The 19,672-nt window shown below is 71.5% G+C and carries 19 protein-coding genes; 4 read left to right on the top strand and 15 right to left on the bottom strand.

All coding sequences use genetic code 11. From position 1 onward, the window contains the following. Positions 1-187: 187 nt before the first annotated feature. Complete coding sequence (locus WME95_RS25150) at positions 188-1,894, bottom strand: protein kinase domain-containing protein (protein ID WP_437910921.1); 1,707 nt, start codon at positions 1,892-1,894, stop codon at positions 188-190. 360 nt (positions 1,895-2,254) lie between these two features. Here WME95_RS25150 and WME95_RS25145 point away from each other — a divergent pair, with 360 nt between their 5' ends. Then, complete coding sequence (locus tag WME95_RS25145) at positions 2,255-3,769, top strand: phytoene desaturase family protein (RefSeq protein WP_437910920.1); 1,515 nt, start codon at positions 2,255-2,257, stop codon at positions 3,767-3,769. 212 nt (positions 3,770-3,981) lie between these two features. Here WME95_RS25145 and WME95_RS25140 read toward each other — a convergent pair whose 3' ends face one another. Together WME95_RS25140 and WME95_RS25135 are read right to left on the bottom strand one after the other, a co-directional pair. After that, on the bottom strand, positions 3,982-5,337 hold the full coding sequence (locus tag WME95_RS25140; RefSeq protein ID WP_437910919.1) for a hypothetical protein: 1,356 nt from the start codon (positions 5,335-5,337) through the stop codon (positions 3,982-3,984). 368 nt (positions 5,338-5,705) lie between these two features. Further along, positions 5,706-6,299 (bottom strand): hypothetical protein, encoded by a 594-nt coding sequence (locus WME95_RS25135; RefSeq protein WP_437555268.1) that lies wholly within the window; start codon positions 6,297-6,299, stop codon positions 5,706-5,708. A gap of 536 nt (positions 6,300-6,835) precedes the next feature. Here WME95_RS25135 and WME95_RS25130 point away from each other — a divergent pair. The 3 genes from WME95_RS25130 to WME95_RS25120 all read left to right on the top strand — a co-directional run bounded on the left by WME95_RS25130 (position 6,836) and on the right by WME95_RS25120 (position 9,172). Continuing rightward, the gene (locus tag WME95_RS25130; RefSeq protein ID WP_437555266.1) at positions 6,836-7,348 is read left to right on the top strand and encodes a GNAT family N-acetyltransferase; all 513 of its coding nucleotides are present in this window, start codon (positions 6,836-6,838) and stop codon (positions 7,346-7,348) included. A gap of 150 nt (positions 7,349-7,498) precedes the next feature. Further along, on the top strand, positions 7,499-8,107 hold the full coding sequence (locus tag WME95_RS25125) for a TetR family transcriptional regulator (RefSeq protein WP_437555264.1): 609 nt from the start codon (positions 7,499-7,501) through the stop codon (positions 8,105-8,107). Between the two features lie 57 nt (positions 8,108-8,164). Continuing rightward, positions 8,165-9,172 (top strand): Rieske 2Fe-2S domain-containing protein, encoded by a 1,008-nt coding sequence (locus WME95_RS25120; protein WP_437910918.1) that lies wholly within the window; start codon positions 8,165-8,167, stop codon positions 9,170-9,172. A 114-nt stretch (positions 9,173-9,286) separates the two neighbouring features. On the opposite strand, the gene WME95_RS25115 is transcribed toward WME95_RS25120, so the two are convergent. The 12 genes from WME95_RS25115 to WME95_RS25060 form a co-directional block, all read right to left on the bottom strand. Next, positions 9,287-10,093 carry a ferritin-like domain-containing protein gene (locus tag WME95_RS25115; RefSeq protein WP_437910917.1) on the bottom strand — a complete coding sequence of 269 codons (807 nt, stop codon included), beginning with the start codon at positions 10,091-10,093 and terminating at the stop codon, positions 9,287-9,289. Positions 10,094-10,163: 70 nt separating this feature from the next. Then, a complete protein-coding gene (locus tag WME95_RS25110; RefSeq protein WP_437910916.1) occupies positions 10,164-11,201 on the bottom strand; it encodes a hypothetical protein in 1,038 nt (345 codons plus the stop codon). Positions 11,202-11,420: 219 nt separating this feature from the next. Beyond that, the gene (locus WME95_RS25105; RefSeq protein WP_437910915.1) at positions 11,421-12,128 is read right to left on the bottom strand and encodes a hypothetical protein; all 708 of its coding nucleotides are present in this window, start codon (positions 12,126-12,128) and stop codon (positions 11,421-11,423) included. Positions 12,129-12,363: 235 nt separating this feature from the next. Beyond that, on the bottom strand, positions 12,364-12,702 hold the full coding sequence (locus WME95_RS25100) for a cytochrome C oxidase subunit IV family protein (protein WP_437910914.1): 339 nt from the start codon (positions 12,700-12,702) through the stop codon (positions 12,364-12,366). Positions 12,703-12,717: 15 nt separating this feature from the next. Next, entirely contained in the window at positions 12,718-13,383 is a 666-nt protein-coding gene (locus WME95_RS25095) for a cytochrome c oxidase subunit 3 (RefSeq protein ID WP_437555253.1), read from the bottom strand. Next, on the bottom strand, positions 13,358-15,016 hold the full coding sequence (locus tag WME95_RS25090) for a cytochrome c oxidase subunit I (protein WP_437910913.1): 1,659 nt from the start codon (positions 15,014-15,016) through the stop codon (positions 13,358-13,360). Before WME95_RS25090 ends, WME95_RS25095 begins: the two co-directional genes overlap by 26 nt. Beyond that, a complete protein-coding gene (gene coxB / locus WME95_RS25085; RefSeq protein ID WP_437910912.1) occupies positions 15,013-16,104 on the bottom strand; it encodes a cytochrome c oxidase subunit II in 1,092 nt (363 codons plus the stop codon). Before coxB ends, WME95_RS25090 begins: the two co-directional genes overlap by 4 nt. Next, complete coding sequence (locus WME95_RS25080; RefSeq protein ID WP_437910911.1) at positions 16,101-16,937, bottom strand: SCO family protein; 837 nt, start codon at positions 16,935-16,937, stop codon at positions 16,101-16,103. The genes coxB and WME95_RS25080 overlap by 4 nt, the downstream gene beginning before the upstream one ends. Then, positions 16,937-17,329: a hypothetical protein gene (locus WME95_RS25075; RefSeq protein ID WP_437910910.1), complete on the bottom strand. Its 393-nt coding sequence runs from the start codon at positions 17,327-17,329 to the stop codon at positions 16,937-16,939. Before WME95_RS25075 ends, WME95_RS25080 begins: the two co-directional genes overlap by 1 nt. Further along, the gene (locus tag WME95_RS25070; RefSeq protein WP_437910909.1) at positions 17,326-18,513 is read right to left on the bottom strand and encodes a hypothetical protein; all 1,188 of its coding nucleotides are present in this window, start codon (positions 18,511-18,513) and stop codon (positions 17,326-17,328) included. The genes WME95_RS25075 and WME95_RS25070 overlap by 4 nt, the downstream gene beginning before the upstream one ends. Beyond that, a complete protein-coding gene (locus WME95_RS25065) occupies positions 18,510-19,142 on the bottom strand; it encodes a c-type cytochrome (RefSeq protein ID WP_437910908.1) in 633 nt (210 codons plus the stop codon). The genes WME95_RS25070 and WME95_RS25065 overlap by 4 nt, the downstream gene beginning before the upstream one ends. Further along, entirely contained in the window at positions 19,139-19,672 is a 534-nt protein-coding gene (locus tag WME95_RS25060) for a DUF3341 domain-containing protein (protein WP_437910907.1), read from the bottom strand. The genes WME95_RS25065 and WME95_RS25060 overlap by 4 nt, the downstream gene beginning before the upstream one ends.

Raw genomic sequence — 19,672 nt, 5'->3', positions numbered from 1 at the left:
GGCGCGGCGACCGTGCTGGCGCGCGGCGCGACGGCAGGCGGCGGAGGAACGCCGCGCCGCCGGGTCGAGCTCCGCGGGGGCGCATCCGAGCCCGATCCACGCGCGCCGAAGGGAAGTCCTCGCCGGAGCGCCTCGACCTGCGACACGCGGCCACGATGTGCGCCCGAGCCGCGCCGGAGCGGAGCGATCAGCCGGCGAGCCGCTCGAGCTCCACGAAGAGCGTGCCGAGCTCCGGCTTCGACCGGAGCGGCGCGCAGAAGCGGCTGGCCAGGTGGAGCAGCTCGGCGTCGAGCTGATCGACCCTCCGCCCGATCTCGGCGATGCGCTCCTGGGACTCCCGTCGCCGCGCCTCGAGCTGCCGGTCGAGCTCTTCGAGGCGCTCGCGCAGCTTCTTGATCTGCGCGTCCACCTCGGCCACCTCGTGCTCGCGGGCGATCGCCTCGCTCTCCGCCTCGTAGTCCGCCTTGCGCGACGCATACCAGCCCTCGACGAGCTCGGCCAGCCTGCGGTAGCTGGCGGCGAGCTCGAGGTAGGGCTCGGCGAACCCGCACCGGCCCTCCCAGCGCACGGCCTCCTTGTGCGCGATCAGCACCTCGGGGACGAACGCCTGCGTCGCCGCGCTGAGCGGCGCCACCCTGGCGCGGAACGACCGGGCCTCCTCGCGCGTGAGCGAGGCGTCGACCGTGAGCGCGTCCATCGCCCGCCCGATCTGCATCCGGCCGTCGCGCCACTCCTCGGCGACGCCCTCGAGGCGCCGCTGCTCGTCGAGGGCCCTCGAGCGGAGGTCGGCGTGCTCCCGCACGACGCCGCGCAGCGCCTCGAGCTGCCGCTGGATCTCCCCCGGCGCCGACGCGCCGAACGCGCGGGCCGTCATCCGCTCGAACAGATCGAGCCGGCTGACCCAGGGATCGCGCCCGGCGCCCCTCGAGCGCACCGCCGAGTCGCGCGGCATCGCCTCCGGCGGCGGGGGGAGCGCGATCCGGCTCGCGGCCGCGATCTCCTCGAGCTCCGCGAGCACGCGGTACGCGTCGACGGGGCGCTCGGACGGCTCCTTCGCCATCAGGGCGCTGACGAGGCGGTCGAGCGCGTCCGGCATCTCCGGAGCGAGCTCCTTGAGGTGCGGCGGCTGCTCGTTCATGTGCTTCAGGATCCAGCTCGCCGGATCCGGGGCGTCGAACGGCAGCCGCTGCGTGATCATCTCGAACATGATGACCCCGAGCGAGTAGAGGTCCGCCGGGGGGCCAGCGTCGATCGTCGTGCTGCGCTCCGGCGCCATGTACTGCGGTGTGCCGAAGATCTCGCCGAGGTTCGTGAGGCGCGCGTCCTGCGCGCAGCGGGCGATGCCGAAGTCGAGGAGCTTCACCCAGTCGCCCTTCATCAGGAACACGTTCTCCGGCTTGAGATCGCGGTGCACGACGTCGAAGTCGTGCGCTCGGCCGAGGGCGCGCGCCATCTGCACCCAGATGGGCAGGGCCCGCGCGAGCGGCACCCGGCTGCGCTCCACCACGTCGGCGAGGCTCGTCCCCTGGAGCAGCTCCATCACGAGGAACGGCAGCCCGTCGTCGGTGTCGCCCTGATCGAAGATCTCGATGATGTTCGGGTGCGCGAGCCGCTGCGCGTGCCGTGCCTCGCGCCGGAAGCGCTCCCGCGTCGTCGTGTCCTGCGCGAACTCGCGGTTCAGGATCTTGATGGCGCACGGGGTGCCGATCAGCTTGTTGTATGCCCTGTAGACCGTGGCCATCCCGCCGATCCCGAGGCCGAGCTCGATGACGTAGCGACCCGCGATCGACGTCCCGATGCGGGGATCCTTCTCGGAGACGAGCGATGAGCCGTCGATGAAGCAGAAGGCGCTGTCGGCCGGGTAACGCTGATGGCACTGCGGGCAGGTCTTCATAGCGGGCACGTCGGCTGCAAGGCTACACTCTACGGGGGGCCGCTCTCGAGGGTCAACGCTCGGCGCGCGCCTCGGCGCTTTGTCGAATCGTGGTGTGCTGCGCTGCCTTGCCCTGCGTGATTCCGCGTAGCCCGATGTCTCCTCGCGCGGCCCCGCGTCCTCCCACGTGGCCCACGCGCCTCCTCGCATCCCGCGGCCACCCCTCACGTGGTCTCGCGTGGTCTCGCGTGGTCTCGCGTCTGCTAGCGCCTGCTAGCGCCTGCTAGCGCCTGCTAGCGTGATTCCAGCGCGGTTTCCGCCAGATTGCCGGCGGCGCGGCGCGCGCAGCGCGGGCTCTCCGCGATATGTTCTCGTGACGTCATGGACGAGGCTCCCTTGCGCGCGGTGGTGATCGGCTCTGGCGTCGGCGGCGCTGCCGCGGCGCTCCTCCTTGCGCACGCCGGCATCCCGACCCTGCTCGTCGAGAGGGAGCGCCGCCTGGGCGGCTCCTCTGCCGCTTACGAGAGGGACGGCTTCCGTATCGACACAGTCACGCACATGCTCGGCTGTGGCGAGCAAGGCCCGCTCGGCGACGTGCTCCGCCGCGTGGGCCAGGGCGACGCCATCACGTTCCAGCAGAGCGACGAGCCGGCGGCGCTCTGCTTCACGGGCGCCCGCGCCGGGGCCGCGCGCGCTCGCCGCGTCGTCCTGCAGGCAGATCTCCTCCGGCTCGCCGGGACCGCCCTGGATCTCGCGCGCGGCCTCGACCTCACGCCGCTGGAGGCCGCGGGCGCCGCGCGTCTCTTCGCGCACGCGGCGGCGATGCGCGACGTCGATCTGGCCGCGTGCGACGACGTGACGGCCGAGGCGTACGTGGCCCGCTTCATCCCGCGCGCCGCCGCCGCCGCTCGGCTCGGCGGGCTGCTTGGCCTGCCGCTGCTGCTGCCAGGGGCCGAGGCGTCCGCGGGCGAGGCGCTGTTCTCCTTGCGCCGGCTCGCCCGCGCCGGCCGGCAGCGTTATCCCGAGGGGGGCGCGTCGCGGATCCCCGAGGTCTTCTGCCGCCTGGCCCGGGAGCTCGGCGCTGCCGTGTGGACGGGCGCGACCGTGCGCCGCGTGCTGGTGCGCGATCGTCGCGTGCAGGGCGTCGAGCTCGAGGACGGAACGGCGCTCCCTGCGCGCATCGTGGTGAGCGCGGCCGGGCTCCTGCGCACGGTGTCGGGCCTTGTTGGCGAGCCGCACTTCCCCGACGCCTACGTGGCGCGCGTCCGTGCGATCGCGCCCCAGCCGAGGCTCGTCGAGGTCAAGATCGGGCTGCGCAGGCGGCTCGTCCCGGCGGGCGCGCTCGCCGGTCTCGCCGGCGGCGCCGGCGCGCCGCAGTTTCCGTTCTACTGCCTCGCGCCGACGCGCTTCGACCCGTCGCTCGCGCCGCCTGGACATGAGCTCCTCTGCGCGTGCGCCGTACCGGGTGGGAGCGGCGGCGCCTCGCGCGGCGGACCCGGCGCGACGGTCGACGAGCTCTTGCGCGCGCTGTCGGCGGCGGTGCCCGGCGTGCTCTCCCAGGCGATCTTCGTCGACGGATCATCCGCGGACGGAGAGGCGGGCGCTCCCGGCGGCGAGCTCGCGTCGGGGACGGCGCAGACGCCTGGCCAGGTCGGCCGCGCGCGGCCGGCGGTGTACACGCCCGTGCGGGGGCTGTACCTCGCAGGGCGCGCGGCCGGCGGGCGCGGCGCGGGGATGGATCTCGCCGCCTCGAGCGCGATGGAGTGCGTCGACCGCATTCTCGTCGATCTCGGCCGCGATCTCGGCGCGCCCGCCCCGCCCGCGCTGATCGACATCGCCGGCGATCTGCTCGGCCGCGCCGCCGGCTCCACCGTCTCGTGGCTCACGCGCCGCTAGAGCGGCGGTCACCCGCTTCGGATACGGGCCCATCTCGACGTTTTCGGTGCTCAGCGCACCGGAGTACGCTTGCGCGCCGAAAACGCCGATCTGGGCCCGTCTCCTGTGCGGGAGACCGCCGCTCTGGTGCCGCTCTGGTGCCGCTCCGCTCTGGATGGGCCGCTCTGCTCTGGATGATGCAGAGGGGGGCAGGAACCGCTCTGGCCTGCGCTTCAGCGCGTGGTCGTGGTGCCGCGGTTGCCCCGCGCGAGCGCGTCGAGCGGCAGCTTCTGATCCTCGAACACGGCGTCTAGCTCCTCGCTGCCCCGCTCTCGCACGCCGGAGCGCGGCGACAGCTCGGGGCGCACCGAGGATGCCGGAGCCATCCGCGCCGACAGGGGCCCCATCGTCTTGATCGACGGCGGGGGCTCGGCGCTCGAGGGCATGCCGGGCGGGACGGAGCGCACGGAGGGGGGCGAGCTCGCCATCGTGCGCAACGACGGCGGGCTCGGCAGGCTGCGCCTGGAGGAGGGCGGCCCTGCTTGCGCGCTCGACGGCGTCGGTGTGGGTCGACGCGCCGCAGGGCCCCCTGGCAGAGGGCGCGACGAGGGGACCGGCGGCACGCTCGGCTGCGCGCGCGTCGACGGAGGTGGACCCGCCAGGAGCTGTGAGCGCATCGACGGAGGCGGGCTCGACAGGGGCTCGGGGCGCGACGACGGAGGCAGGCTCGACAGGCGGCCGCTCCCGGCGGTCTCCGCGTACGCATGCGCAGGGCCCGAGAGCGAGCGGGCGGAGGGCGGCGGTGTCGATGGTGATCCGCCCGGCACGTACGCGCTCGGCTGCGTGCGCGCCAGCGGCGGCGCGGAGGGCATCGAGGGGGGCGAGCGGAACGAAGGCGGCGCGCTCGACGGGGGCACCGGCGTGAGCGCGTGGCTCGCGAGGGGCGCCCGGGCCGACGGCGGGGCGGCGGAGCGCGCCGATGGCGGCGGCAGCGTGCTCTGGCTCGTCGACCTCTCGCGGACCTGCGGCGCGAGGCGGGGATCCGCGCTCGCGCCCGCCCGCTGCGGTGCGCGGGAGTCCGCGCTCGAGGCCGCCTTGTGGCCGAAGGTCTCGCTGCGCTGCGCCCCGATCATCGTGTAGCGCCCGCCGCCCTCGTCGCGCCGACCCGCGTCGCGCTGCGCGTTCGTCTCGCGCGTCTCGCGCAGCGCGCCGTTCAGCATCGCCTCGAGCTCTCGCTCGCTGACCTCCTCATCGAGCCGCAGCAGCGTCGAGTGGACGTCCCGGGCGAGCGCCTCGAAATCGGCGGGATCCCTCGCGTAGATGCTGTTGGACAGGAGGATCGCGAGCGGCCGCCGCTCGGCGGCGATCGTCGCGGCGGTCGCCGCGTCGCAGCGGTGCAGGAGCACCCCGCAGCCCGGCGCCACCGCGAGGCACAGGCTGAAGAGCGCCGGCCACGCGGGATCAAGGACCACAAGAATGCTGGGCACATGAAGCGGGGTTGCGGTGATCTGCGCGCGGCGGTCCATGGCAGCCCGAGGATAAACGAAACTGCCCGAGCGTTCGTAGTTCTCTTTCTCTGAATCGGTCATTTTTACTCTGCTTGTGCGTTCTGCGATGAGGCCAGTGGCGTCGATCTCCTACAGCTCGATTGCGTGTGCGCCAGTCATTGCGGCGTCGCGTCATCACGTCGTCGCGACGTCGCGTCATCGCGTCATGGCGTCACGGCGTCGTCGTCGTGACATCGACCTTTCGGCTCCCGCGTCCACCCGGCGCGCGTCCTGCTCCGGGCTGGGCGCGCGCGCCGCGCGCCCCCGCCGGGATGAGCGGCGGAGGGCGCGCGGCGTGGCAACGCCGGTGTCGCGGTGGGCGTCGCGGTGGGCGTCGTGGGCTCGGTGGACGCCGGGAGACGACGTGGTGTGACGTCTGCGCGGCGCCGCCTCGCCCCGCGGCGCCGCGATCACAGCCCGGTATAGATGGTGGCGAAGGAGGCCGCCTCGCCGCGGAGAAGCAGGCTGAGCCGCGGGTTCGGCACCTTGAAGGTGTGAATCTTGGCGTTCCGCACGTCGAGCACCGCGAAGGCGCCGCCCGGCGTGCTCTCCGCGAGCCCGTTCATGAGCAGGTTCAGCACGACCGAGACGCGCTTGGACGACAGGGGCTCCCCGCGGAAATACATCTTGATGACATGCGGCGTCCCATCGATGACGAGCCCGAGCTCCGGGTTGACGTTGATCTCCAGATCGCCGAGGCGGTACGTGGACGCCGGCGGCTCGAACCACGTCATCCTCGTCGAGGCGAGGAACTTGCGATATCCGTTCACCACCGACGGGTAAATGCGGCGGCGCCGCTCGTCGTGCTGCGCGGCGAGGAAGCCGTCGAGCACGCTGGTGGGCTTTCCGCTCCTGTGCATGTCGACGATCGCCTCTCGCACCTGCCTGTAAAAGTCCGTGTAGAGCTCGTCCTTCCGCTCCTTGAACTCCCTGACGCCCGTCAGCTTGGGCGTCCCGGCCTTGAGAACGAAGTCGACAAAGTACGTGAGCGAGATCTTTTCCATGAAGTCTCCTCCAAAACGAAGCATTCCGGCGCGCCATTTACACGCTCGTGCGAGAGACACGCCGTCGCGCCGCGTTCTTGATGTCTACCATGGATAGTCATCTTCGACCCGTCGGGAAAGGGATCGATCGGACGGACATTGTCCCAACCCGTCAGGGGCGGACGGCGGTGCCTGTTGCCGTAGAAATCGTTGTGATTACGAATTGTTGCGTGTGTCGTCGGGCGCCGGTTCACCCGGTTCACCCTGCCGCGCGCGGCGTTCCGCTAGGCTGTGCGAATGGCCATGACGAGAAGAGGCGCGCGCGGCGAAGGTAATCGACAGAATCCAGCTGTTGTCCAGGGGATGTCCTGTGGAGAAGGCCTGTGGAGAACCGGAGAGGAAGGGGCGCTATCGAGGCGTCGACCCGGTGGGACATGGTCTGTCATAGCCGCGTCCTCTCTGGCGCTTGACGCGGCTCGCGGGCGGGGGATCGCGCCGGACGCTGCCCCTCGCGCAGGCCGATCGGCGGAGAAGCGTCGGCCCGGCGGGGTGCGTCGATGATGGACGTCAGGCCGGAGCGCGCGGGCGATGAAGCGGGGATCCGCGCCGTTCACCTCGCGGCGTTTCCCTCGGCGCTCGAGGCGGATCTCGTGGACAGGCTGCGGGACGCGGGGCGCGCGGCCGTCTCGCTGGTCGCGGTGACGGACACGGGCATCGTCGGACATGTCCTGTTCAGCCCCGTGACGATCGCCGGCGACGGCGTCCCCGGCAAAGGCGTCGGCCTCGCGCCGCTCGCGGTCTCGCCCGGGCTCGAGGGCCGCGGCATCGGCTCTGCGCTGGCGCGACAGGGGATCGCGGCGTGCACGGACGCCGGATTCGCGTTCGCCGTCGTCCTCGGATCGCCGGAGTACTACGCTCGGTTCGGGTTCAAGAAGGCCAGCCTGTACGGCCTCGGCAACGAGTACGCGGCGGACGAGGCGTTCATGGCGATCGAACTCGCGCAGGGGGCGCTCGAGCGCGCCCGGGGCGTGGTCATCTACAGCCCCGAGTTCGGCGTCTTCACGACCTGAGCCCGAGCCCGGCGTCTTCACGACCTGGTCTCGCGTCCTCTCCGCCAGATCGCCCCGCCCGTCCCGACGGCGGCCCCACCCCGCGCGCCCGGCGCCGGCCAGGTGACGATCGGGCTTGCTAACATACATTCGAGAATGTATATGGGGTGGGTGCGACGGACGAAGGAGGAAGCAGCGGCGACCCGCGAGCAGATCCTCGACGCGGCGCTGCGCGTCTTCAGCCGCAAGGGATACTCGGCGGCGACGCTGCAGGACGTCGCGGCGGAAGCCGGGCTGACGCGGGGCGCGGTCTACTGGCACTTCAAGGGCAAGGTCGAGCTCTACTCGGCGCTCATCGGCGAGCGCTTCGCCAAGGCGAACGAGGTCTTCGCGGAGGCGCTCTCGCCCCGGTACGCGCCGCTTGAGTCGATCGAGCGCCTGCTCACGCGATCGCTCGAGTACCTCGAGGAAGATCCAGAGTACCGCGCGGTACTCTCCATCACGCTGTTCAAGACCGAGCTCACGCCCGAGCTGGAGCCGGGATTCCAGCAGAAGATCGCGAACGCGCGCCGCCTCGTCGACATGGTCGCCGACCTCGTGCGAAAGGGCATCGCGGCCGGCCAGATCGACCGCGCCACCGACCCGAGGGCCGCGGCCCTCGCGGCCGTCAGCCTCGTGCACGGAGCGACAGCGCTGCACCTCATGGACCCGACGGCGCTGGAGTCTAGGGCCGTCGTGCGCCGCATGGTCGCGACGTTCCTGCGCGGGCTCCGGCGCTGAGGGCGTTTTTTTAGATCGATTTACATACATTCATGAATGTTTGCTGGAGGTGAGGTCATGTTCCTCAGGGAGTACTGGTATGTTGCCTGTGCGTCCTCGCAGCTCGGGGATGCCCCCCGCGCGATCCGGGTCCTCGATCGGGACATCGTTGTATTTCGCGGAGACGGCCGCCGTCCCCGCGCGCTCGCGGATCGCTGCTGCCACCGCGGCGTCAAGCTGTCTCTCGGGCGCGTGACCCGGGGAGAGCTGGCGTGCGGATACCACGGCTGGAGGTACGGCGGCGGCGGCGAGTGCGTGCACATCCCGTCGCTCGCGGGGGACAGGCGCATCCCCGAGAGGTGCGGTGTCCCCGCGTTCCCGTGCGCGGAGCAGGACGGGTATGTGTGGGTCTGGCTCGGCGAGGGCCACGGCGGAGCGCCGCCGCCCGCGCCGAGCATCGACGGCTTTGCGGCGCACCGCTGGGATCAGGGCTCGGTGGAGCTCGGGTGCTCGTCCATCAAAGGCCTGGAGAACAACCTCGACTGGTGTCATCCAGCGTTTGCGCACCCGTGGACCCACTGGCAGTTCTACACGGCGCTCTTCCGCGGCCTGCGCGAGGAGCTCCTCGAGCTGCGGCCGACGCTCGACGGGATGACGCTGCGCGGGCCGGTCCGCGAGGACGGCGGCGCGCCAGGGCAGCGGTCGGTGCAGACGCTGCTCTCGTTCAAGCTCCCCGACCGCGTCGAGGTGCGCTCGCTGGGAGGGCCCTCGCGCCGGATCGTCCTGCACTTTGTCCCGACCGCGCCCGATCGGTGCCGCCTGGAGTGGATGAGCGCGAGGGCGCTGCCCTTCGGGGCGCGCGTGCGCTTTCGCCCGGAAGAGCCGGCGATCCTCCGGCAGGACCGGCTCCTCCTGGAGAGCGCGGAGCTCGCCTGCGCGGAGCAGGGGGCCCTCCGCGAGCACCACGTCGAGGCGGACGCGCCAGCGCTGCTCCTGCGCCGCATCCTCGAGTCGGCGGCGCGCGGCGAATGGGCGCAGCGGCGGGAGAGCCTGCCGGAACGGCGGGTGATCCGCGTGATGGCGTGACGGCGCGTCCGCGCAGGCTCCAGGCCGGCGGCGCTGTGTGCGAGGGCTGGCGGGGTCCGGCTCAGGGGGCGCGGCCGTCTCGCGGCGCCGCGCGGCGGCTGGGAGGCGTCCGGCTCAGGGGGGCGCGGCGGACCTGTCGGGCGCTGTCGCCGCGCGCCACGCGGCGGTCGCGTCGAGGCCGTGCTCGCCGAAGCGAGGCGCGTAGTCGCGCTCCACGGCGCGCTCGAGGATCTCGCCGTACCGCGCGGGCGGCATCAGGCCCCAGGCGCGGTCGTCGTCGGAGATCGCCGCGCGCCTCGCGCCGCCAGGGGGCATGTAGCTCCTGCGAAGCCGCGTGAACATGGCGTGGAGCTCGCGCTCGACCAGCTGCCGCACGGCCGGCGCGCACGGCTGCTCGAGCAGGTAACGGAGCAGCGTCCAGCCAAAGTCGCGGTGCCGCACCTCGTCGCGCAGGATGCGGTCGAGCGCCCGGCGCGCGACCGGCACGGTGCACCCCTCGCGGAGCACCTTGAAGAGCGGGACCGCGACCGTCTCCCCCAGGCAGAACACCTCCACGCCCGCCCGGGCGACGGCCATCTCGAGCGGCTCGTCCCCGGTGCTCCTGAGCCCGAGCGTCTCGCGGCGGAGCGCCGGCAAGGCGCCGCCGCCCGCGCGGGCGTGGACGCGATGGCTGAGTCGCGCGTGCGCGAGCTCGTCCTTGACGATGCGGAGGCCGTCGTCGATGAGATCCGGCGACGCGCCCATCTGGATCAGCCAGAGCGTGAGGTGCTGCGTGATCGCCGCCGAGCGGTACTCGGCCTCGACGCGCCGCCCCCACTCGGCGCGCACCGCGTCGCTCGCGGGAGGGAGGGGGGCGCGCTGCCCGCGCGGCGCCTCCGCGTCAGCGTCGCTGTCCTGCTCTGCGTCGGGGGCGTCCGTCATGGGATCACGCTAGGCGGGGAGTCCGGGGGCGGCAAGACGGCAGACGGGCGCTCGCCGCCCCCGGAGGAGCTCACGGCGACGTGCTCGGGCGCCCGCCTGGCGGCGCGCACACCTTCACTGTCGAGCCGCAGGCGTCACAGGCCTGCTTGTAACAGGGGTTGATGACGAGCTCCTGGCAGAGCGTCCCGCCCGGACACGCCTCGTCGACCTCGCAACCCTGGCTCGGGAAGCAGCCCGCCTTGGCCAGCACGGGGGTCGTCGAGGCGTCGCCGCAGCCTGGCGTGAGCCAGCGACACGCTGGCCCGAGGTTTTCGCACGCGTCCTCGGTGGCGGCGTTGAGACAGACGTCGGGGGGCGGCGGGTTGCAGAAGATCTCGGCTACCTGCCAGCTCCAGGTGTCCTTTTGCTGAACGCACGCGGCCTCGGTCGGCATCGGGCCGCAGCCGGTCATCATCTCGTAGGGGCAGGGCCCGCTCGCCGCCACGCAGGGATCCCCGTCGGTCGGCATCACCTCGGGACACACCGGCGGCGGCGGGTTGCAGGCCGGTGAGATCGGTTCGGACCACGTGCCGTCGTCACCGCAGCTCACCAGCGCAGGGCAACTGGTGGCGTCATAGTTACAGGTCTTCCCGGGCTCCGCGCAGGCGCTTCCGGCCTTCGGCATCTCCACGGGGCACTCCGGCGGCGGCGGGTTGCAGGCCGGCGAGATCGGCTCGGACCACGTGCCGTCGTCACCGCACGTCACCACCGAGGGGCAACCGGTGGTGTCATAGTTGCAGGTCTTCCCGCGCTCCTCGCAGGCGCTGCCGGCCTTCGGCACCTCCGCGGGGCACTCCGGCGGCGGCGGGTTGCAGGCCACCGTGGGGGCCCGATCCCACACCTCGCCCATACACGTCCTGTAGATCGGGATGCCGCACGACTCCTCACCATAGTTGCACGAGAGGCCGTCCTCCTCGCAGCTCGATCCGATCTCCGGCGCCGACTCGGGGCAGCTGCCGTTCGTCACCGTGGGATCGCACCCCGGCAGGGCCACCGCGCCCGCGAGCGAGGCCGCCGCGGCGACGGTCACGATGAACGGCGCCTTCAGCACCTTTCGCTTCTTCTGCATGGACATGGTTCGACCGGTCCTTTCTTTGGCACAGGTTGGCGCAGGGTTACGTCCTCGCGCGCTCCAGGGCTGGGTTGAGCAAGCGAGGTGCCAGGGCGAGCCATGGCGGAGCCGGGAGCGAGATTTGTCAGCAGGAAAGGAAAATGACGCCCTGGGTGTGTCTTTTTACAGCGCTCGCGGGAGCCCGCGAGCGCTCTCCCGCTCGGGCCATGAGCCGATTCAGCGGCAGGCGCTGATCTGCACGTCGTCGATGTTCCAGCCCGACATGGGCGCGCCGCCGAAGGCGATGACGGCGCTGTAGCCGAACCGCACGCGCAGGCTCGAGCTCTTGTAGGGCGTCAGATCGTAGGTGACGCGCTTCCATCCGGACTCGGTGACATCGTCGTGCGGAGACTCGTAGACGATCCGCCAGCGCGATCCGTCGAAGACCTCGACGCGGGCCTTGTTGCGGTAGGTCGTGTTCAGCCATCGCCAGAACGACAGCGTGACTTGCCCGCTCACGAGCGCGTCGACGGCGGGGCTGGTCAGGTAGCGCTGCGGGTGCGGCGCGGTGACGCTCGGGCTGCCGCCGAGGACCACGCCCGCCACGCCGTCGTCGCCGGCCTCGGTGTGATCGCTGGCCGGATCGGGGAACCCCGCGCGCTGGTCGCTCGACGCCCTCGCCGGCCCGATCTCCCACCCCGCCGCGAGGCTCCACCGGGTCGCCTTGTCCGCGAAGGCCTCCGTGAAGAGGACCCGCGCGGAGCACGGCGCGCTCGGGTCGACGTTCCCGGGGGCGCCGCGGAACGCCGTCGGAGAGGCCGCCGCCCAGTCCAGCGCCAGAGACCCGTCCCCCTCCGCGAGCCATGGCGCGTCCGCCGGGCCGGGCGTGCACGCGGCCGCGGCGAGGCCGCACAGGACAGCGGTCCGCCCGATCCATCTCTTCATGGTCGCTCCTACGAACGTTCAATGCCGGAGGCGCAGACACCCTTCCGCAGGGCCGTCGCGCGGCATCGAGAGCACGTGTTTGTAGGCCCGAACCGGGGCGGCGGATAGCCCACGTGAGCGGCGGCAGATGCGGTGAGATCGGCGTCGCGCCCTCCGACGACAGCGCGGCTCCCGCGCCTACGGCCCGCGCCGGCGGGCGCGCTCGCGCGATGGACGGATCATCGGGATGCAGCCGTCATCGGGGCGCGGCCGTGGCCCCGGGCAGCGGCGATGGCGGGATCGGCCTGCGGGTGATCGTCTCGCGGCTCGTCACGTCGCTGAGCATCAGCGTGAGCAGCAGGCCGAGCAGGAGCGCCGCCACGATCATCGGGAGCGCGTTCGCGAAGCGCTGCTCGATGAGGTGCATGAAGAAGAGCAGCACGAGCACCGTCTTCACCGTGGCGATGAGCAGCGCCGCGACGACATCGGCCTGGCCGAGGTGGGCCAGCGAGAGGAGGTACGAGGCCAGCGTGAGCCCCATCAGGAGGAGCCAGACGATCACGTAGGTCCGCGAGGAGAGGTGCTTGACGGTCATGGGCGCAACGTCCCGTTAGCGGTGCATCAGGTAGAGCATCGGCCAGAGGAATATCCAGATCACGTCGACGAGGTGCCAGTAGAGCCCGCCGAGCTCGACGTGCGTCTCGTTGCCCGCGCCGTACCGGCGCCGGAAGCACCCCCACGCGAGCCAGCCGAGGACCACGAGCCCCGCGGTCACGTGGATCGCGTGGAGCCCGGTCGTCAGGTAATAGAGCGTGAAGAACATCTTCGCGCCGGCATACGGCAGCTCCTCGAAGCGGTAGCCGGCCCCGGGAAAGATCCCCTCGTGGAAGTGCGCCGCGTACTCGACGCCCTTCAGCACGAGGAAGGCGAGGCCGAGCGCGATCGCGCCCAGCAGGAGGCGGCCGGCCCTCGCCGGCCGGTCGAGGCGCACGGCGTAGACGCTCAGCGCGACGAGCAGGCTGCTCGTCAGGAGGATCCCTGTGTTGGCCGTCCCGATGACGGCGTTGTTGTGCGCGATCCCGGCGGTGAACTCGGGGCCGAAGACCGCGCGGTAGGCGGCGTACAGGCCGAAGAGCCCGCCGAAGAGCAGGACCTCGCTGGCGAGGAAGATCCACATGCCGAAGTGCGCGGCGTGGGTCTGCTTCTCGAGGTCCTCGAACTGCATGGCCAGCCGCGCCGGGGCGAGCGGCTCAGCGGGCGGGTGAGACTCGGGCATGGGCCTCCTCGTCGGTCAGGTGGTAATCGTACGGGCCGCGATCGACGACCGGCGTCACGGGGAAGTTGTGCTCCGGCGGGATGGGCGGCGTCATCCACTCGTAGCTCCGGGACCTCCATGGATTGGCGGTGGCGCGCGCCCCCCAGCGCAGGGCGACAAGGAGGTTCACCAGCGCGAGCAGGAGCGCGCCCGAGAGCAGGAAGGCCCCGCCGGTCGAGAGCACGTTGAGCCACTGGTACTGCTCCGGGTAGCTGTAATAGCGGCGCGGCATTCCGGCGTTGCCCGCCAGGAACTGGGGGAGGAACGTCAGGATGAACCCAAGGAACACCCCGAACGACGTGAGCAGCCCCATCGACTCGGAGTAGGTGCGGCCGAACATCTTGGGGAACCAGTAGTGCGCCGCCGCGAGGAACGCGGTGAGCGTGCCGCCCACCATGATGAAATGGAAGTGGGCGACGACGAAGTACGTGTCGTGCCAGTGGACGTCGAGCGACTGCGTGGCCACGGCGACGCCCGTCATGCCGCCGAAGACGAAGAGGAACAGGAACCAGAAGAAATAGAGCATCGGGGTGTTGAACTGGATGGACCCCTTGTGCAGCGTCGCCACCCAGGTGAACACCTTGATCGCGGAGAAGATCGCGACGAACATCGAGAGCGCGCCGAAGATCCCGGCGTCGAGCTCGCTGATCCCGGCCACGAACATGTGGTGCCCCCACCCCGTGAACCCGATGAACGCGATGCCGAGCGACGAGAGGGCGATCGCCCAGTAGGACGCCGGCTGGCGCTGCGCGAAGGTGCAGACCACCTCGCTGATGACCCCGAGCGCCGGGAGCACCATGATGTAAACCGCCGGGTGGGAGTAGAACCAGAACAGGTGCTGGAACAGCACGGGGTCTCCGCCCAGCGTCGGGTCGAAGATGCCGAAATGGTAGATGTGGTCTATCCCGACGAGCAGGATCGTCAGGCCGAGGACGGGCGTCGCGAGCAGCATGATGATGCTCGTGCTGTAGATGGCCCACACGAAGAGCGGCACGCGCCCCCAGCCGATCCCGCGGGCGCGCATCGTGTGCGTCGTGGCGATGAAGTTCACCGCCGTCATGATCGACGAGGCGCCGAGGATGAAGATGCCGATCACGACCGGCAGGACGCCCGCGGGCGTCGTCGTGCTGTACGGCGGGTAGAACGTCCAGCCGGTGTCGGCGCCCCCGGCGATCGTCGCCCCCAGCGTGATGACGGCGCCGATCGCGTAGACGTAGAGGCTCGCCAGGTTGAGGCGCGGGAAGGCGAGATCCTTGGCGCCGATCATGAGCGGGAGGGCGAAGTTCCCGAAGATGTTCGGGATCGACGGGATCATGAAGAGCCACACCATGACCACGCCGTGGAGCGTGAACATGCGGTTGTAGGTCGCCGCGCTGATCACGGTGGGCCCGGGGGTCAGGAGCTCGGTCCGGAGGACCAGCGCGAAGGCGCCGCCGAGCATGAGCATCGGCACGATCAGCGCGTAGAACATGAGCCCGATGCGCTTGTGATCGGTCGTGAGCAGCCACGAGCGCACGCCCGCGCGGGCGCGCAGATAGTCGGCGTCGTGCGCGCCGTGGATGGGCGCGGTCCCCTCGATCTCGTGGGCTGTCATGGCGTCACCCCCTCCGGCGCCGCGGCGCCCGTGTCGCTGACCCCGCCGTCCCACGGCACGACGGCGCCGCGCGGCACGTCGCGGATCGATTTCATGAGCTCGATGATCGCCGCGACGTCGGGCGGCGTGATCTGTCCCCGGAAAGACGGCATGACCGGCGTGAACCCGCGGTGCACCGCGGCGAGCGGATCCATGATGGACTCCGTGATGTAGGCCTCGTCGGCGACGCGCTCGCCGCCGCCGTCGAGCGGCACGACCGAGCGGTAGAGCCCGGCCCAGGTCGGGCCGACGTGCTGTGTTCCATCGAGGGTGTGGCAGCGGAGGCAGCCGTGCTTCGCGGCGGCGTGCTCGCCGCGGCTCGGCATCGTCGGCTCCGCCTCGGCGAGCTCGTTCTCCGCCTCGGCGGCGGCCTCCTGCGCGAACGCCGGGGCGCTCGCCACCCCGCCCGCGAGCCAGCGCTCGTAGTCGGCCGGGTCGAGCGCGATCACCTGGCCGCGCATCTCCGAGTGGCTCGTGCCGCAGAACTCCGTGCAGAGGATGGGGTACGCGCCGGGCTCGATCGCCTCGAACCAGACCGTCGTGTACCGGCCCGGGAGGACGTCCTGCTTGATGCGGAACGCGGGCACGTAGAAGCTGTGGATGACGTCGCGCGACGTCATGATGAGCCGGACCGGCCTCCGCGCGGGGACATAGAGCACCGAGATCTCGCTGTCTCCCCCCGGATAGGCGAACTTCCACATCCACTGCTTGGCCGTGACATAGACGTCGAGCGCGTCCTCCGGCGGCGTGCGCAGGTCGACGAACTGGCGCGTGCCGATGGTCCAGAACGTGAGGAACACGAAGCCCAGGCCGAAGAGCGACACCGTCTCCAGGAAGAGCGCGGGCCGCGCGAAGACCCCGGGGTGCGGCCGATGCGTGTCCTCCAGCCGGCGGCGATAGCGGATCAGGAAATACCCGCCGATGAGCGTGATGAGGGCGGCGCCGCCCATCGTCACGGAGATGACGAAGTAGTGCAGCCCGTCGATCTCTCGGGCGAGCGAGGAGCGCTGCTCGGGCAGGAAGAGCAGCTGTCGCAGGAGCTCGTTCATCGCGCGCGCCCCTCTCCCCTGCGCCGCCGCCCTTGCCAGCCGAAGAAGGCGATCACCGCGGCGGCCCACGCCAGGATGGCGGCCCCGCCGAGCCGCAGGAAGCCGGCGACATACGGGCCGTAGCGGCGGCTCGCGGGGTCGTAGCGATAACAGGTCATGAGGACGCGCTCGAGGGGGGTGCCGATCTGCCCGCGGCTCGCCTCGAGGAGCGCGAGGCGGAGATCGAGGGAGGAGAACTCGATGCCATAGAGGACCCGTGAGATGCGGCCGTCCGGCGTGAGGACGAAGATGGCCGCGGGGTGCGCGTATTGCTCCGTCTGCGGGTCGTACCCGAACCGGAAGCCGAGATCGCCCGCGAGCGCGCGGATCTCGGGCTGCGCGCCGGTCAGGAAGGGCCAGGTCTCGCGCGCCGGCGCGCCGGCCATGCCCAGGGCCGACAGCGCGGAGGTCCTCTTCCGCGCCGCGGACGCCGGGGTGTCCCGCGGATCGAAGCTCACCGTGAGCGCGCGGTAGTGCTCTCCCAGCCGGTAATCGAGCTTTGCCATGCCGGTGACCAGGCCGCGCAGCACGAGGCCGCAGAGCGTCGGGCAGCGGTAATAGGCGAGGACGAGGACGACCGGCCGGCGCCCGTCGAAGTGCTCGGAGAGCGGCGCGCGCCGCCCGTCCATGTCGGTGAAGGGGAGCGTCGTGTCGATGGCGTTCCCGAGGCGCTCGTCGATGTCGGCCTCGCGCGCAGCGGGCGGGAGCAATGGCCGATCCGCGGCGGCCGTGAGCGGCGCGCCCGTGAACACGAGCGCGAGGAGCGCCGTGGTGGACAGGTGGTGCATCCTCATCAGCGGCTCTCCTCCACGACGAGATTCATCGCGTCCTCGATCGGGATCTGCACGAGCCCGCGGCCGCGGTCGGCCCAGCCGAAGCGCCCGAGCTCCTCGCGCTTCCGGTGGTTCAGCGCCGTGCCAATGCCCTCCTCGCCCATGGCCTCGCGCCGGAAGATCCGTTGATCCACCCCGGCCACCTCGCCGCGCGGCAGCGAGATCTCCTGGGAGCGCTCGGCGCTCCTCCCCGAGGGGCGGAGCTCCGCCTCGCGCCCGTGCAGGAGCATCCAGGACCAGAGGCCCAGGACGACGAAGATCACGACGACGGCGAACGCGACGGCGAGGATCGTCTTCCAGGGGACGACATCCTCTTCCTGGCGCACGTCGGGACGGCGGTAGTGGGACGTCATATGCTCTCGTAGCGGAGGGCGGCCGGCAGCGCCGGGTCGTTGACGGGGACGAGCGGCCTGCCGCGCACCCGCAGCGCGGCGAACGCGACGCACGGGCCGATCACGGCGAGGAGCGCCGCCACGTCGAGCCAGTGGAACGGCGCGCGAGCGCCCGGGACCTCGGGCGCGACGAGCCAGTGCATGTCGAGGTAATGCGCGACGAAGATCCAGGCGGCGACGGCCGACAGCCAGGCTGGGCGCCGCTTGATCCCGTAGTTGAGCAGGATCGCGAAGGGGATCACGAACCGCGCGAGCACGAGCACGAGGGACGCGATCGCCCACGGGCCGTGGGCGCGGAGCACGTAGAACTCCGCCTCTTCGGGCTTGTCCGCGATCCAGATCAGCATGAACTGGAAGAACGCGGCGTAGGCCCAGAAGATGGTGAACGCGAGGAGCAGCCGGCCGAGCGCGTAGTAGTGCGACGCGCTCAGCCCGGGCAGGAGCCCGGCGCGCTCGGCGGCGAACGCCAGCACCGTGAGCAGCGCTATCGCGGCGACGAAGCCGCCGGCGAACACATAGACGGGGAACATCGTCGACACCCACGTCGGCGCGAGGGACATGAGCCAGTCGAAGGCCGCGAACGAGAGCGTGAGCCCGACGAGCGGGAGGCCGGCGACGCTGATCACGCGGAGGCGCCGGCTGTCGGCGAGCGCCGGGGTCGCGTCGCCCTGGATCGAGCCGCGCCGGAGCAGGGCGCCGAAGACGATCCACACCGTGAAGTAGATCCCCGTCCTCACGAGGAAGAAGGGGAGGTTCAGGTAAGGCGTCTTGTGGAGCACGACGGCTCGAACGTGCTCGTCGCTGATCGACTCGGGGTGGAGCCACTCCCCGTAGAGCGCGCCGAGGCCGAACAGGAGCGGGACGAACAGCGCGCAGAGCAGCGGCAGCGCCCCGACGATCGCCTCCGCGAGGCGGCGGACGGCCACTGGCCATGTCGCGGCCATGGCGTGGCAGATCATGAGAAAGAGGAGCGCCCCGACCGCCGTGGTCACGGCGAAGGCGTAGGCCGCGAGGTACGCGTAGAAGAGCCGCTCCCGGTCCACGAACGCCCCGATGACGAGGAGGAGGGCGCCGAGGAGCGCGAGGCCGAGGGACCGCGTCACGATCGCGCGGCCGCCTCGGAAGACGGGGAATCGCCGGTTCACGGGAGCTCCTTCCGGGCGCGCTCGCGGAGGGGTGGGGGGAGCGCGTCGAGCGCGGTGGCGCGGCTCTTCCCGAGTGCCTTCACATAGGCCACGATCGCCCAGCGCTCCCTGAGCGGGACGTGCGGCTCGTACGAGCGCATGAGCCCGTAGCCCTCGACGATGACCTGGTAGATGCGCCCGGGCGGGAACGCCTGGACGCGCGGGTCGACGAGCGACGGCGGGCGCCGCAGCGTCATGTTGCGCGCGACCTCCGACTCGCCATCTCCGGCGACCCCGTGGCAGGCAGCGCAGAAGATCTCGTAGCGATCCTTCCCGCGCCGGAGCAGCTCGATCGTCACCGTGACCGGGACGCGCGCCACGTACGCTCCGTCCGCGATCCCGAGGGTGAGCCCGGGATCGCCGAGCACGCGATCGGTCGGTACGGTGCCCTCGGGCGGGCGGCGCATGGCCGAGCCGTCGTCGAAGAGCTCTGTCTCCTGGTAGGCCGTGTAGCGCCGCTGGCGGAGCATGCGCTCGAGATCCAGCAGGTCCGCCTCGCCGGGCTCGGCGTCGGCCGAGGTCACCGGCGTGCAGGAGAGGCACAGCGCCGCGGCCAGGCAGGAGAGCGAGAGGGGCAGTCCGCGCGTCATGATCGCTCCTTCCCGGCCCAGGCCACGGTGAGGGCGCCGAGATCGGTGAGATCGCGCTCGGTGATGGGGCTGATGAGCGCCGGGTCGCGGGCGTCGATGCCGATCCAGAACCGATCGAGGGAGGCGCGCTCGAACCCGGGCACGTCGAACACCGGGTGCGAGAGCTCGGGCAGCCGCGCGAGGACGAGCAGGATGACGAACCCCGAGAGGGCCGCCGAGAGCACCATCATCTCGAAGGTGATCGGGATGAACGCAGGGGCCGCGTGCGCCGGCCGCCCGCCCACGTTGAGCGGGTAGTCGAACGCGTTACAATACCACTGGACGAGGTAGCCTCCCGCGGTGCCCGCGAGCGCGAAGGGCAGGACGAGCCAGGTGAGCGGCGAGCGGCGGAACCCGAGCGCCTGCTCGAGGCCGTGGATCGGGTACGGCGTGAACGCGTCGAGGCGCCGGTATCCGCGGCTCCTGAGCTCCGCGATCGCCTGGAGCAGCGCCTCGGGCGTCTCGAACTCGGCGAGCAGACCTCTCCTCAT

The sequence above is a fragment of the Sorangium sp. So ce327 genome (assembly GCF_051530205.1).
Taxonomy (GTDB): Bacteria; Myxococcota_A; Polyangia; order Polyangiales; family Polyangiaceae; genus Sorangium; species Sorangium cellulosum_B.
The sequence above is the reverse complement of the archived record's forward strand: the minus strand, read 5'-3'. Positions and strand labels throughout refer to the sequence as shown.

Coding starts and splice junctions, on each gene's coding strand:
- WME95_RS25150 (WP_437910921.1), bottom strand. CDS start 1,894: ATGAAGACCTGCCCGCAGTGCCATCAGCGTTACCCGGCCGACAGCGCC.
- WME95_RS25145 (WP_437910920.1), top strand. CDS start 2,255: ATGGACGAGGCTCCCTTGCGCGCGGTGGTGATCGGCTCTGGCGTCGGC.
- WME95_RS25140 (WP_437910919.1), bottom strand. CDS start 5,337: ATGACCGATTCAGAGAAAGAGAACTACGAACGCTCGGGCAGTTTCGTT.
- WME95_RS25135 (WP_437555268.1), bottom strand. CDS start 6,299: ATGGAAAAGATCTCGCTCACGTACTTTGTCGACTTCGTTCTCAAGGCC.
- WME95_RS25130 (WP_437555266.1), top strand. CDS start 6,836: ATGATGGACGTCAGGCCGGAGCGCGCGGGCGATGAAGCGGGGATCCGC.
- WME95_RS25120 (WP_437910918.1), top strand. CDS start 8,165: ATGTTCCTCAGGGAGTACTGGTATGTTGCCTGTGCGTCCTCGCAGCTC.
- WME95_RS25115 (WP_437910917.1), bottom strand. CDS start 10,093: ATGACGGACGCCCCCGACGCAGAGCAGGACAGCGACGCTGACGCGGAG.
- WME95_RS25110 (WP_437910916.1), bottom strand. CDS start 11,201: ATGCAGAAGAAGCGAAAGGTGCTGAAGGCGCCGTTCATCGTGACCGTC.
- WME95_RS25105 (WP_437910915.1), bottom strand. CDS start 12,128: ATGAAGAGATGGATCGGGCGGACCGCTGTCCTGTGCGGCCTCGCCGCG.
- WME95_RS25100 (WP_437910914.1), bottom strand. CDS start 12,702: ATGACCGTCAAGCACCTCTCCTCGCGGACCTACGTGATCGTCTGGCTC.
- WME95_RS25095 (WP_437555253.1), bottom strand. CDS start 13,383: ATGCCCGAGTCTCACCCGCCCGCTGAGCCGCTCGCCCCGGCGCGGCTG.
- WME95_RS25090 (WP_437910913.1), bottom strand. CDS start 15,016: ATGACAGCCCACGAGATCGAGGGGACCGCGCCCATCCACGGCGCGCAC.
- coxB (WP_437910912.1), bottom strand. CDS start 16,104: ATGAACGAGCTCCTGCGACAGCTGCTCTTCCTGCCCGAGCAGCGCTCC.
- WME95_RS25080 (WP_437910911.1), bottom strand. CDS start 16,937: ATGAGGATGCACCACCTGTCCACCACGGCGCTCCTCGCGCTCGTGTTC.
- WME95_RS25075 (WP_437910910.1), bottom strand. CDS start 17,329: ATGACGTCCCACTACCGCCGTCCCGACGTGCGCCAGGAAGAGGATGTC.
- WME95_RS25065 (WP_437910908.1), bottom strand. CDS start 19,142: ATGACGCGCGGACTGCCCCTCTCGCTCTCCTGCCTGGCCGCGGCGCTG.
- WME95_RS25060 (WP_437910907.1), bottom strand. CDS start 19,672: ATGAGGAGAGGTCTGCTCGCCGAGTTCGAGACGCCCGAGGCGCTGCTC.